The following is a 12,323-nucleotide window of genomic DNA, read 5'->3' on the forward strand; positions in this document are numbered from 1 at the left end:
CTGACCGTCAGACGGCCATCAAGTCGGCTTCCTTGGCCTCCAGGGCCTTGTCCACGTCGCCGACGAACTTGTCGGTGAGCTTCTGCAACTCGTCAGCGGCACGACGCTCTTCGTCTTCGCTGATTTCCTTGGCCTTGGCCAGCTTCTTCAGCTCGGCCAGGGCGTCGCGGCGCACATTGCGCACGGCGACCTTGGCGTCTTCGGCGACGCCGCGGGCCTGCTTGGTGTAACCCTTGCGGGTCTCCTCGGTCAGCGCGGGCATCGGCACGCGGATGGTGGTGCCGGCGCTGCTCGGGTTCAGGCCCAGGTCGGAAGTCAGGATGGCCTTCTCGATGGCGGCGCCGAGGCTCTTGTCGTGCGCGACGATCTTCAGGGTACGGGCGTCCTCGACGGTGATCGCGGCCACCTGGTTCAGCGGCATGTCGCTGCCCCAGGCCGGTACCTTGATGCTGTCCAGGATGCTCGGGTGAGCACGGCCGGTACGGATGGAGGCCAGATTGCGATCCAGCGCCTCCAGGGACTTACCCATGCGTTCCTGGGCGTCTTTCTTGATGTCGTTGATCATTGTGCATCCTCCTCGATCAGGGTTCCTTCGGCGCCGCCGACCACTACGTTGAGCAGGGCGCCCGGCTTGTTCATGTTGAAGACCCGCAGCGGCATCTTGTGGTCGCGGCACAGACAGATGGCGGTCAGGTCCATCACGCCCAGCTTGCGATCGAACACCTCGTCATAGGTCAGACGCTCGAACTTCTCGGCATGCGGGTCCTTGAACGGGTCGGCAGTGTACACGCCATCGACCTTGGTCGCTTTCAGTACCACGTCGGCATCGATCTCGATGGCGCGCAGACAGGCGGCGGAATCGGTGGTGAAGAAGGGGTTGCCGGTGCCGGCGGCGAAGATCACCACCTCGCCGGTCTTCAGGTGGCGCATGGCCTTGCGCCGATCGTAATGATCGGTGACGCCGACCATGGAGATCGCCGACATGACGATGGCGGGGATGTTCGAGCGCTCCAGGGCGTCGCGCATGGCCAGGGCGTTCATCACCGTGGCCAGCATGCCCATGTGGTCGCCGGTGACCCGATCCATGCCGGCGGCCGACAGGGCGGCGCCGCGGAACAGGTTGCCGCCGCCGATCACCAGGCCGACCTGCACGCCGATCCCCACCAGCTGCCCCACTTCCAGGGCCATGCGGTCGAGCACCTTGGGGTCGATGCCGAAATCTTCCGAGCCCATCAGGGCCTCGCCGCTGAGTTTGAGCAGAATGCGTTTGTAGCGAGGTTGGCGACCACTCGTCTGCTGAGCCATTGCAAGTCTCTCCTGCGGCGATATGAATGCTGTGGCGATGCCTGAGCATCGCAATTATCCGGCACTTCGACAGCGCCGACGACCGTTGGTTGAAACGGCCGCTGTTGCATTTGTCACCCCCCATTCGGCAAAGAGGCTGCACGCGCAAGCGGGCAGCCTCTCTGGGGCAACTGGTCGAACCGCCGATTACTGCTTGCTGGCAGCAACCTGGGCAGCGACTTCGGCAGCGAAGTCGGTCTCGGCCTTCTCGATGCCTTCGCCCACTTCGTAACGTACGAAGGAAACGACTTCGGCACCGGCCTTCTTCACCAGGTCACCGACCTTGACTTCCGGATCCATGATGAAGGCTTGCTCGACCAGGCTGGCCTCGGCGAGGAACTTGGCGATACGGCCTTTGACCATGTTCTCGACGATGTTTTCCGGCTTGCCGGCGATCTTCTCGGCGTTCAGCTGCAGGAAGATTTCCTTTTCCTTGGCCACCAGCTCGTCGGACACCTGGTCCGGGGTGACCACGGCCGGGTTGCTCGCCGCGACGTGCATGGCGACGTGCTTGGCCAGCTCGTCGTTGCCGCCCTTGAGGACGACCAGCACGCCGATGCGGTGACCGTGCAGGTAGGCACCGACGGTTTCGCCGGAAACGGCGGTCAGACGACGGATGTTGACGTTCTCGCCGCACTTGGCCACCAGGGCCTCACGAGCGGACTCGCGGGAAGCGATCAGCGGAGCGGCTTCGGTCAGGTTCTTCTCGAAGGCTTCGTCGATGCTTTCCTTGACGAAAGCCTTGAAGTCGTCCTGCAGAGCCAGGAAGTCGGTCTGCGAGTTGACTTCGATGATCAGGCCACGGCCGCCTTCGACGCGCACGGCGATGGAGCCTTCGGCGGCGATGTTGCCGGCCTTCTTGGCAGCCTTGATGGCACCAGAAGCGCGCATGTCGTCAATCGCCTTCTCGATGTCGCCACCGGCGGCAACCAGGGCCTTTTTGCATTCCATCATGCCTTGGCCGGTACGCTCGCGCAGTTCTTTAACCAGGGCTGCAGTAACTTCTGCCATCTTGAAAATCCTCTCGGTAGGTCTTCAACCATTCGCCCGATGAGTGGGCGATCAAATCTGTGAGTGGCAAAAAGGGGGCCTAGCCCCCTTCTTGCACAGCGCATAACGCTAACTGCTTGGCGTTACCGCTTAGCCTTCGGCGGCTTCGGCAGCCGGGGCTTCTTCGACGAACTCGTCGGTGCCGCCGCCAGCGTTGCTGCGACCACGGATCACGGCGTCGGCCATGGCACCCATGTACAGCTGGATGGCGCGGATGGCGTCGTCGTTACCCGGGATGATGTAGTCAACGCCTTCCGGGCTGCTGTTGGTATCGACGATGCCGATGACCGGGATGCCCAGCTTGTTGGCTTCGGTGATGGCGATGCGCTCGTGGTCGACGTCGATCACGAACAGCGCGTCCGGCAGGCCGCCCATGTCCTTGATACCGCCCAGGCTGCGATCCAGTTTCTCCAGATCGCGGGTGCGCATCAGGGCTTCTTTCTTGGTCAGCTTGGCGAAGGTGCCGTCCTGGGACTGGGTTTCCAGCTCGCGCAGGCGCTTGATCGAAGCACGGATGGTCTTGTAGTTGGTCAGCATGCCGCCCAACCAGCGATGATCGACGAAGGGCGAACCGCAACGAGCGGCTTCTTCGCGAACGATCTTGCCAGCGGAACGCTTGGTGCCGACGAACAGGATCTTGTTCTTGCCAGCGGCCAGCTTCTCAACGAACGACAGGGCGTCGTTGAACATCGGCAGGGTTTTTTCGAGGTTGATGATGTGAATCTTGTTACGCGCACCGAAAATGTACTTGCCCATTTTCGGGTTCCAGTAACGGGTCTGGTGGCCGAAGTGCACACCGGCCTTCAGCATATCGCGCATATTGACTTGGGACATGATAGTTCCTTGATAAGTCGGGTTAGGCCTCCACGTATCCCAGCTTCCAACCCTTGCGGGCACCCAGGAAACCGTGTCGATACGTGTGTGGGTTTAGGCTTTCGGGCATGCCGCCCGTAAAGCGGCGCGTTTTATACCACAGAAAGCAGCCGCAAGCTACCAGCCTCAGGCAGCAAATGACGCCAGGCGCCCCTCCGCCACCCACTTGCAGCGGCCTTTGGGGCTTGCGCCTCCTAGCTGCTAAGATACTCCCCTTTTCCGTTCGCGCCCGAGAGCTTCATATGACCGTCACCATCAAATCCCCCGACGAAATCGAGAAAATGCGCGTGGCCGGCCGCCTGGCCGCCGAGGTGCTGGAGATGATCGGCGAGTACGTCAAGCCCGGGGTCACCACCGACGAGCTGGATCGCATCTGCCACGACTACATAGTCAATGTGCAGCAGGCCATCCCCGCCCCGCTCAACTACAAGGGCTTCCCCAAGTCGATCTGCACTTCGATCAACCACGTGGTGTGCCACGGCATCCCCAACGACAAGCCGCTGAAAGACGGCGACGTGCTGAACATCGACGTCACCGTGATCAAGAACGGCTACCACGGCGACACCAGCAAGATGTTCATGGTCGGCAAGGTTGCCGAGTGGGCCGAGCGCCTGGCCAAGGTCACCCAGGAATGCATGTATAAAGGCATCGAACTGGTCAAGCCGGGCACCCGCCTGGGCGATATCGGCGAGGTGATCCAGAAGCACGCGGAGAAGAACGGTTTTTCCGTGGTGCGCGAGTACTGCGGCCACGGCATCGGCGCGGTGTTCCACGAGGAGCCGCAGGTGCTGCACTACGGCCGCGCCGGCACCGGCATGGAGCTCAAGGAAGGCATGACCTTCACCATCGAGCCGATGATCAACCAGGGCCGCCCGGAAACCCGCCTGCTCGGCGACGGCTGGACCGCCATCACCAAGGACCGCAAGCTGTCGGCGCAGTGGGAACACACCGTGCTGGTCACCGCCGGTGGCTACGAGATCCTCACCCTGCGCAGCGACGACACCCTGCCGCGCACCTCGGCCTGAGCCAGGGTGCGCCGTGCGCACCAAAAACCGCAACGGTGCGCCCGGCGCACCCTACGCACCTTTAGAGGAAGGCAATTGCATGCCGCAGATGGACCCCGAACTGTTTGACCGCGGTCAGTTCCAGGCCGAGCTGGCGCTCAAGTCCAGCCCCATCGCCGCGTTCAAGAAGGCCATCCGCCATGCCCGCGAGGTGCTCGACGCCCGCTTCCAGGGCGGCCGCGACATCCGCCGCCTGGTCGAGGACCGCGCCTGGTTCGTCGACCAGATCCTGCAGGAAGCCTGGAAGCGCTTCGCCTGGAGCGAGGACGCCGACATCGCCCTGCTCGCCGTCGGCGGCTACGGCCGCGGCGAACTGCACCCCTATTCCGACATCGACCTGCTGATCCTGCTCGACAGCAGCGATCACGAGATCTTCCGCGAGCCGATCGAGGGCTTTCTCACCCTGCTCTGGGACATCGGCCTGGAAGTCGGCCAGAGCGTGCGTTCGGTCGACGAGTGCGCCGAGGAGGCGCGCGCCGATCTGACGGTGATCACCAACCTGATGGAAAGCCGCACCATCGCCGGCCCCGAGCACCTGCGCCAGCGCATGCAGGCGGTGACCAGCAGCGAGCGGATGTGGCCGAGCAAGCACTTCTTCCTGGCCAAGCGCGAGGAACGCAAGGCGCGCCACGCCAAGTACAACGACACCGAGTACAACCTCGAACCCAACGTCAAGGGCTCGCCGGGCGGCCTGCGCGACATCCAGACCGTGCTCTGGGTGGCGCGCCGCCAGTTCGACACGCTGAATCTGCACGCCATGGTCGGCCAGGGCTTTCTGCTGGAGAGCGAGTACGCCCTGCTCTCCTCCAGCCAGGAGTTCCTGTGGAAGGTGCGCTACGCCCTGCACATGCTCGCTGGGCGCGCCGAAGACCGCCTGCTGTTCGATTACCAGGGGCGCATCGCCGCGCTGTTCGGCTACCAGGACGGCGACGGCAAGCGCAGCATCGAGCACTTCATGCAGAAGTACTACCGCGTGGTGATGGGCATCTCCGAGCTGTCGGACCTGATCAACCAGCACTTCGAGGAAGTCATCCTGCGCGCTGGCGAGAGCGGCCCGGCCACCCCGCTGAACAGCCGCTTCCAGGTGCGCGACGGCTATATCGAGGTGACCCACCCGAACGTCTTCAAGCGCACCCCCTTCGCCATCCTCGAAGTCTTCGTGCTGATGGCCCAGCACCCCGAGATCAAGGGCGTGCGCGCCGACAGCATCCGCCTGCTGCGCGACAGCCGCCACCTGATCGACGACGAGTTCCGCAAGGACATCCGCAACACCAGCCTGTTCATCGAACTGTTCAAGTGCCGCGAGGGCATCCACCGCAACCTGCGGCGGATGAACCGCTACGGCATCCTCGGCCGCTACCTGCCGGAGTTCGGCCACATAGTCGGGCAGATGCAGCACGACCTGTTCCACATCTATACGGTCGATGCGCACACCCTCAACCTGATCAAGCACCTGCGCAAGTTCCGCTGGCCGGAGCTGGCGGAGAAATTCCCGCTGGCCAGCAAGCTGATCGACAAGTTGCCCAAGCCCGAACTGATCTACCTCGCCGGCCTCTACCACGACATCGGCAAGGGCCGCGGCGGCGACCACTCGGAACTCGGCGCGGTGGATGCCGAGGCCTTCGCCCGCCGCCACAACCTGCCGACCTGGGACAGCGCGCTGATCGTCTGGCTGGTGCAGCACCACCTGGTGATGTCCACCACCGCGCAGCGCAAGGACCTCTCCGACCCGCAGGTGATCCACGACTTCGCCCAGTTCGTCGGCGACCAGACCCACCTGGACTACCTCTACGTGCTGACCGTGGCCGACATCAACGCCACCAACCCCAGCCTGTGGAACTCCTGGCGCGCCAGCCTGCTGCGCCAGCTCTACACCGAGACCAAGCGCGCCCTGCGCCGCGGCCTGGAGAACCCGGTGGACCGCGAGGAACAGATTCGCCAGACGCAGAGCGCGGCGCTGGACACCCTGGTGCGCGGCGGCACCGACCCGGACGACGCCGAGCAGCTGTGGAGCCAGCTCGGCGACGACTACTTCCTGCGCCACACCGCCAGCGACGTGGCCTGGCACACCGAGGCCATCCTCCAGCACCCGGCCGACGCCGGCCCGCTGGTGCTGATCAAGGAAACCACCCAGCGCGAGTTCGAGGGCGGCACGCAGATCTTCATCTACGCGCCGGACCAGCACGATTTCTTCGCCGTGACCGTGGCGGCGATGAGCCAGCTCAACCTGAACATCCACGATGCGCGGATCATCACCTCGACCAGCCAGTTCACCCTCGACACCTACGTGGTGCTCGACGCCGATGGCGGCTCGATCGGCGACAATCCCGCACGCATCCAGCAGATACGCCAGGGCCTGATCGAGGCGCTGAAGAACCCGGACGACTACCCGACCATCATCCAGCGCCGCGTGCCGCGCCAGCTCAAGCACTTCGCCTTCGCCCCGCAGGTGACCATCCACAACGACGCGCAACGCCCGGTAACCGTGCTCGAGCTGACCGCGCCGGATCGCCCCGGCCTGCTGGCGCGCATCGGCCGGATCTTCCTCGAGTTCGACCTGTCGCTGCAGAACGCCAAGATCGCCACCCTCGGCGAACGGGTCGAGGACGTGTTCTTCGTCACCGACGCCAATAACCAGCCGCTGTCCGATCCCGAGCTCTGCGCACGCCTGCAGGAAACCATCGTCCGCCGCCTGTCCGAGCCCAGCGTCCAGCCCACGCAATTTTCCATCTGATTTTCCGGAAGCCCCGATGAACCCAGCCCTCGACCAGCTCCAGCCCTACCCCTTCGAGAAACTGCGCGCCCTGCTCGGCGGCGTGCAGCCGGCCGCGGACAAGCGCGCCATCGCCCTGTCCATCGGCGAGCCCAAGCACGAGTCGCCGGACTTCGTCGCCCAGGCGCTGACCGCAAACCTCGACAAGCTGGCGGTCTACCCCACCACCCTGGGCCTGGCTGAGCTGCGCCAGAGCATCGCCAGTTGGTGCGAACGGCGCTTCGGCGTACCGGCCGGCTGGCTGGATGCCGCGCGCCACGTGCTGCCGGTCAACGGCACCCGCGAGGCGCTGTTCGCCTTCACCCAGGCCGTGGTCGACCGCAATGCCAAAGGCCTGGTGGTCAGCCCCAATCCCTTCTACCAGATCTACGAAGGTGCGGCGTTTCTCGCCGGCGCCGAGCCGCACTACCTGCCGTGCCTGGAAGCCCACGGCTTCAACCCGGACTTCGACGCAGTGCCGAGCGAAGTCTGGCAGCGCTGCCAGATTCTGTTCCTGTGCTCGCCGGGCAACCCCACCGGCGCGCTGATCCCGGTGGAAACGCTGAAGAAGCTGATTGCCCTGGCCGACGAGCACGACTTCGTCATCGCCGCCGACGAGTGCTACAGCGAGCTGTACTTCGACGAGGCCAACCCGCCGGCCGGCCTGCTCAGCGCCTGCGCCGAGCTGGGCCGCAGCGATTTTGCACGCTGCGTGGTGTTCCACAGCCTGTCCAAGCGCTCCAACCTGCCGGGCCTGCGCTCGGGCTTCGTCGCCGGCGACGCCGAGATCCTCAAGGCCTTTTTGCTGTACCGCACCTACCATGGCTGCGCCATGCCGGTGCAGACCCAGATGGCCAGCGTGGCCGCCTGGAACGACGAGGACCACGTGCGCGCCAACCGCGAGCTGTACCGCGAGAAGTTCGACGCCGTGCTGGATATCCTTGAGCCGGTGATGGACGTGCAGCGCCCCGACGGCGGCTTCTACCTCTGGGCGCGCACCCCGGGCGACGACGCCGAGTTCACCCGCGCGCTGTTCGCCGCCGAACATGTCACCGTGGTGCCGGGCTCCTACCTGTCGCGCGAGGTGAACGGCATCAACCCCGGCGCCGGGCGCGTGCGCATGGCCCTGGTCGCGCCGCTGGCCGAGTGCATCGAAGCCGCCCAGCGCATCCGCCGCTTTATCGAAGGACGCACTCCATGAGCAAGACCCTCTATGGCATCAAAGCCTGTGACACCATGAAGAAGGCCCGCACCTGGCTCGACGAGCGCGGCATCGCCTACGACTTCCACGACTACAAGAGCGCCGGCATCGACCGCGAGCGCCTGCAGCAGTGGTGCGCCGAGCACGGCTGGGAGACCATCCTCAACCGCGCCGGCACCACCTTCCGCAAGCTCGCCGACGAGCAGAAGGCCGACCTCGACCAGGCCAAGGCCATCGCGCTGATGCTGGCCCAGCCCTCGATGATCAAGCGCCCGATGCTCGATCTCGGCGAGCGTACCCTGGTCGGCTTCAAACCGGATAACTACCAAGCCGCATTGGCCTGATTCTTCACCCTCGATTTCGTTGCAAGGAAACCATCCTATGAGCACCAACCTCTTCAGCATCGCCTTCGGCGTCGGCACCCAGAACCGCCAGGGCAACTGGCTGGAAGTCTTCTACGCCCTGCCCCTGCTCAATCCGGCCGTGGAGCTGAGCGACAAGGCCGCGGCCATTCTCGGCTACCAGGGCGGCAACCAGGCCATCGCCTTCAGCAGCGCCCAGGCCGGCGAACTGGCCGATGCACTCAAGGGCGTCGACGCCGCCCAGGCCGCCCTGCTCACCCGCCTGGCCGAGAGCCACAACCCGCTGGTGGCGACCTTCCTCGCCGAAGACGCTGCGCCGACCAGCACCCCCGAGGCCTACCTCAAGCTGCACCTGCTGTCGCACCGCCTGGTCAAGCCGCACGGCCTGAACCTGGCCGGCATCTTCCCGCTGCTGCCCAACGTGGCCTGGACCAGCCAGGGTGCGGTCGACCTCGGCGAACTGGCCGAGCGCCAGCTGGAAGCGCGTCTGAAGGGCGAGCTGCTGGAGGTGTTCTCGGTGGACAAGTTCCCCAAGATGACCGATTACGTGGTGCCGGCCGGCGTGCGTATCGCCGACAGCGCGCGCGTGCGCCTGGGCGCCTACATCGGCGAAGGCACCACGGTGATGCACGAGGGCTTCGTCAACTTCAACGCCGGCACCGCCGGTCCGGGCATGATCGAAGGCCGCGTCTCGGCCGGCGTGTTCGTCGGCAAGGGCTCGGACCTGGGCGGCGGCTGCTCGACCATGGGCACCCTGTCCGGCGGTGGCAATATCGTCATCTCGGTCGGCGAAGGCTGCCTGATCGGCGCCAACGCCGGCATCGGCATCCCGCTGGGCGACCGCAACACCGTGGAGTCGGGCCTGTACATCACCGCCGGCACCAAGGTGGCACTGCTCGACGACCAGAACCAACTGGTGAAGGTGGTCAAGGCGCGCGAACTGGCCGGTCAGCCGGACCTGCTGTTCCGCCGCAACTCGCAGACCGGTGCGGTGGAGTGCAAGACCCACAAGTCGGCCATCGAACTGAACGAAGCCCTGCACGCCCACAACTGAAAAGTTGGTTTAACGCTGCTGCGCTAGCCCATACTGCGTTGCAATAAGGCTCGGACGCTCATTTACACCAGTAAACTCTGCGTCCTCGCCTTATTGCGCCTTGTCTGGCCGTCGCTCGCGACACGTTAAACCCAACTTTTAACTGCCAGAAGATCTCTGGAAGCATCCATGTCACTGATCTCCCCCTGGCGCGCCGCTTTCCCCGGCATTCTCGCCCTCGAAGCCGAGGGCCAGACCTACCTGGACAGCGCCGCCACCGCGCAGAAGCCGCAGGCGGTGCTGGACAGCCTGCTCGGCTACCTGGCCAGCGGCGCCGCCAACGTGCACCGCGCCCAGCACCTGCCGGGAGAGCGCGCCACCCGCGCCTTCGAAGGCACGCGGGACAAGGCCGCGGCCTGGCTGAACGCGGCCAGCCGCGATGAGATTGTCTTTACCCGCGGCAGCACCGAGGCGCTCAACCTGCTGGCCTACGGCCTGGAGCATCTGCTGCAGCCCGGCGACGAGCTGGTCGTCAGCGCCCTGGAGCACCACGCCAACCTGCTGCCCTGGCAGCAGCTGGCGCTGCGCCACGGGCTCAAGCTGGTGGTACTGCCGCTGGATGCCGCGGGCAGCATCGACCTGGCCCGCGCCGCCGAGCTGATCGGCCCGCGTACCCGGCTGCTGGCGGTGGCGCAGCTGTCCAACGTGCTCGGGCGCTGGCAGCCGCTGCGCGAACTGCTGACCCTGGCGCGCAGCCAGGGCGCCCTCAGCGTGGTCGACGGCGCCCAGGGTGCGGTGCACGGCCGCCACGACATGCAGGCGCTGGGCTGCGATTTCTACGTCTGCTCGGCGCACAAGCTCTACGGCCCGGACGGCGTCGGCCTGCTCTACGGCCGCGGCGAGGCGCTGGCGCGTCTGCACCACTGGCAGTTCGGCGGTGAGATGGTGCTGGACGCCGACTACCAGGACGCGCGTTTCCGCCCGGCGCCGTTGGGCTTCGAGGCCGGCACCCCGCCGGTGTCGGGCGTGATCGCCCTGGGCGCGGCGCTGGACTGGCTGGCCGGCCTCGACCAGGCCGTGATGGCCGGCCACGAGGCAGCGCTGCACGCCAAGCTGCTGGCCGGCCTCGGACTGCGCGACGGCGTGCGCCTGCTCGGCGCGCCGCAACTGGCCCTGGCCAGCTTCTGCGTCGACGGCGTGCACAACGCCGACCTGGCCCACCTGCTCAGCGAACAGGGCATCGCCGTGCGCGCCGGGCACCACTGCGCCATGCCGCTGATGAAAGGCCTGGGGCTGTCCGGCGCGATCCGCGTCTCGCTCGGCCTGTACAACGACGGCGCCGACCTGGATCGTTTCTTCGATGCCCTGGACCAGGCCCTGGAGCTGCTGCGATGACCCAGCCCCTGGGTTGCAGCGGTCGAACCGCGGCCGATGTCAGGCGCAAAATCGCGGTGCTAGCGAAATTCGCGGCTACAGCCGCTCCTACGGGATCATTGCAGCCATGAACTTGCCGACTGCAGCCCAGCACGCCCTGGAGGCCTTCGCCGCCTGCCCCGGCTGGGAGCAGCGCGCGCGCCTGCTGATGCAGTGGGGCGAGCGCCTAGCGCCGCTGAGCGAGGCCGAACGCTGCGAGGCCAATCGCGTGCATGGCTGCGAAAGCCTGGTCTGGCTGGTGGCGGAAACACACGAGGGCGCCTGGCACTTTCGCGCCGGCAGCGACGCCCGCCTGCTGCGCGGCCTGCTGGCCGTGCTGCTGGCCCGGGTCGACGGCCTGCGGGGCGAGGAACTGGCGGCGCTCGACCTGGCCGCCTGGTTCGACCAGCTCGGCCTGGCCCGCCAGCTCTCGCCCTCGCGCAGCAACGGGCTCAATGCGGTGCTGCAGCGCATGCGCGAACTGGCTGGTTAGATCCCGACATGCCGAATCAGCGTAGGGTGGGTTAGCGGCGCAAACCTTCGAACGTTCGGCCACCGCCATCGTGGTGCGCCGCGTAACCCACCAGGCGATGGATGGCGTTGCACCGATGGTGGGTTACGCCGCACCAGGCAATGGGAGTCGATCGACAGACGTAACAGGCGGCTAACCCACCCTACGAAACGCGCGTTGCCAGGGAAGACCCTACTCCCCCGATATCGTCACGCCGCTAGTCGCCCTTGCCGCGCTCGCGCAGCGTCAAGCCACGCAGGAAATTGCGCAGCACCTGATCGCCGCACTCGCGGTAGTGCTTGTGCCCGGGCTTGCGGAACAGGGCGCCGAGTTCGGCCTTGGTCATCGGCAGGTCGGCGGCCTGGAGGATGGCCTGCATGTCGTCGTCCTTGAGTTCGAAGGCCACGCGCAGCTTCTTCAACACGATGTTGTTGCTCAAGCGCGTCGCCACCGGCAGCGGCGCGCGGCTCTCGTCCTTGCCGCGCTTGTAGAACACCAGGCCTTCCAGTACATGGGCCAGCAAGGCGTCGTTGCAGGGCTGGTAGCCGGCCTCGTCGTCCTTGAGCAGGCAGGCGGAGATCTGCTCCAGGGTCACCGGGTAGTCCGCCAGTTGGCAGATCTCCACCAGCTTGGCGTCGCCGATGGCCAGCAGGTAGCGCAGGCTGCGCAGTACGTCGTTATTGGTCATTGCGGCGGTCTCAACGGAAGCGGGCGGCGATT

12 protein-coding genes are annotated in these 12,323 nt (G+C 65.8%); 7 read left to right on the plus strand and 5 right to left on the minus strand.

What is annotated here, in order from left to right:
• Positions 1-7: 7 nt before the first annotated feature.
• From frr to rpsB, 4 genes are all read right to left on the minus strand, one after another.
• A complete protein-coding gene (gene frr / locus ACW9UL_RS15710) occupies positions 8-565 on the minus strand; it encodes a ribosome recycling factor (protein ID WP_021444634.1) in 558 nt (185 codons plus the stop codon).
• Complete coding sequence (gene pyrH, locus ACW9UL_RS15715) at positions 562-1,305, minus strand: UMP kinase (RefSeq protein ID WP_457787591.1); 744 nt, start codon at positions 1,303-1,305, stop codon at positions 562-564. The genes frr and pyrH overlap by 4 nt, the downstream gene beginning before the upstream one ends.
• 186 nt (positions 1,306-1,491) lie before the next feature.
• Positions 1,492-2,355 (minus strand): translation elongation factor Ts, encoded by an 864-nt coding sequence (gene tsf / locus ACW9UL_RS15720; protein ID WP_031303281.1) that lies wholly within the window; start codon positions 2,353-2,355, stop codon positions 1,492-1,494.
• Between the two features lie 129 nt (positions 2,356-2,484).
• A complete protein-coding gene (rpsB, locus tag ACW9UL_RS15725; protein WP_021444631.1) occupies positions 2,485-3,228 on the minus strand; it encodes a 30S ribosomal protein S2 in 744 nt (247 codons plus the stop codon).
• 281 nt (positions 3,229-3,509) lie between these two features.
• Here rpsB and map point away from each other — a divergent pair, with 281 nt between their 5' ends.
• The 7 genes from map (at position 3,510) to ACW9UL_RS15760 (ending at position 11,585) form a co-directional block, all read left to right on the plus strand.
• Positions 3,510-4,292: a type I methionyl aminopeptidase gene (gene map / locus ACW9UL_RS15730; RefSeq protein WP_021444630.1), complete on the plus strand. Its 783-nt coding sequence runs from the start codon at positions 3,510-3,512 to the stop codon at positions 4,290-4,292.
• A gap of 79 nt (positions 4,293-4,371) precedes the next feature.
• Positions 4,372-7,065 carry a [protein-PII] uridylyltransferase gene (locus ACW9UL_RS15735; protein ID WP_021444629.1) on the plus strand — a complete coding sequence of 898 codons (2,694 nt, stop codon included), beginning with the start codon at positions 4,372-4,374 and terminating at the stop codon, positions 7,063-7,065.
• Positions 7,066-7,081: 16 nt separating this feature from the next.
• Positions 7,082-8,284 carry a succinyldiaminopimelate transaminase gene (gene dapC, locus ACW9UL_RS15740; protein ID WP_457787592.1) on the plus strand — a complete coding sequence of 401 codons (1,203 nt, stop codon included), beginning with the start codon at positions 7,082-7,084 and terminating at the stop codon, positions 8,282-8,284.
• Positions 8,281-8,628, plus strand: coding sequence for an ArsC family reductase (locus ACW9UL_RS15745; protein ID WP_457787593.1), 348 nt, complete (start codon positions 8,281-8,283; stop codon positions 8,626-8,628). The genes dapC and ACW9UL_RS15745 overlap by 4 nt, the downstream gene beginning before the upstream one ends.
• 37 nt (positions 8,629-8,665) lie before the next feature.
• Positions 8,666-9,700 (plus strand): 2,3,4,5-tetrahydropyridine-2,6-dicarboxylate N-succinyltransferase, encoded by a 1,035-nt coding sequence (dapD, locus tag ACW9UL_RS15750; protein ID WP_397497087.1) that lies wholly within the window; start codon positions 8,666-8,668, stop codon positions 9,698-9,700.
• Positions 9,701-9,868: 168 nt separating this feature from the next.
• Entirely contained in the window at positions 9,869-11,074 is a 1,206-nt protein-coding gene (locus ACW9UL_RS15755; protein ID WP_457787594.1) for an aminotransferase class V-fold PLP-dependent enzyme, read from the plus strand.
• A 106-nt stretch (positions 11,075-11,180) separates the two neighbouring features.
• On the plus strand, positions 11,181-11,585 hold the full coding sequence (locus ACW9UL_RS15760; protein WP_397488669.1) for a SufE family protein: 405 nt from the start codon (positions 11,181-11,183) through the stop codon (positions 11,583-11,585).
• Between the two features lie 235 nt (positions 11,586-11,820).
• Here the strand turns inward: ACW9UL_RS15760 and ACW9UL_RS15765 are convergent, their stop codons facing one another.
• Positions 11,821-12,291: a YehS family protein gene (locus ACW9UL_RS15765; RefSeq protein WP_122109824.1), complete on the minus strand. Its 471-nt coding sequence runs from the start codon at positions 12,289-12,291 to the stop codon at positions 11,821-11,823.
• Between the last annotated feature and the right edge of the window lie 32 nt (positions 12,292-12,323).

This window comes from Pseudomonas sp. PL-6, from assembly GCF_054110165.1.

Excerpts from the sequence above, each read along its gene's own strand:
- frr (WP_021444634.1), bottom strand. The coding sequence starts at position 565 with ATGATCAACGACATCAAGAAAGACGCCCAGGAACGCATGGGTAAGTCC.
- ACW9UL_RS15745 (WP_457787593.1), top strand. The coding sequence starts at position 8,281 with ATGAGCAAGACCCTCTATGGCATCAAAGCCTGTGACACCATGAAGAAG.
- dapC (WP_457787592.1), top strand. The coding sequence starts at position 7,082 with ATGAACCCAGCCCTCGACCAGCTCCAGCCCTACCCCTTCGAGAAACTG.
- ACW9UL_RS15755 (WP_457787594.1), top strand. The coding sequence starts at position 9,869 with ATGTCACTGATCTCCCCCTGGCGCGCCGCTTTCCCCGGCATTCTCGCC.
- dapD (WP_397497087.1), top strand. The coding sequence starts at position 8,666 with ATGAGCACCAACCTCTTCAGCATCGCCTTCGGCGTCGGCACCCAGAAC.
- ACW9UL_RS15735 (WP_021444629.1), top strand. The coding sequence starts at position 4,372 with ATGCCGCAGATGGACCCCGAACTGTTTGACCGCGGTCAGTTCCAGGCC.
- rpsB (WP_021444631.1), bottom strand. The coding sequence starts at position 3,228 with ATGTCCCAAGTCAATATGCGCGATATGCTGAAGGCCGGTGTGCACTTC.
- map (WP_021444630.1), top strand. The coding sequence starts at position 3,510 with ATGACCGTCACCATCAAATCCCCCGACGAAATCGAGAAAATGCGCGTG.
- ACW9UL_RS15760 (WP_397488669.1), top strand. The coding sequence starts at position 11,181 with ATGAACTTGCCGACTGCAGCCCAGCACGCCCTGGAGGCCTTCGCCGCC.
- tsf (WP_031303281.1), bottom strand. The coding sequence starts at position 2,355 with ATGGCAGAAGTTACTGCAGCCCTGGTTAAAGAACTGCGCGAGCGTACC.
- ACW9UL_RS15765 (WP_122109824.1), bottom strand. The coding sequence starts at position 12,291 with ATGACCAATAACGACGTACTGCGCAGCCTGCGCTACCTGCTGGCCATC.
- pyrH (WP_457787591.1), bottom strand. The coding sequence starts at position 1,305 with ATGGCTCAGCAGACGAGTGGTCGCCAACCTCGCTACAAACGCATTCTG.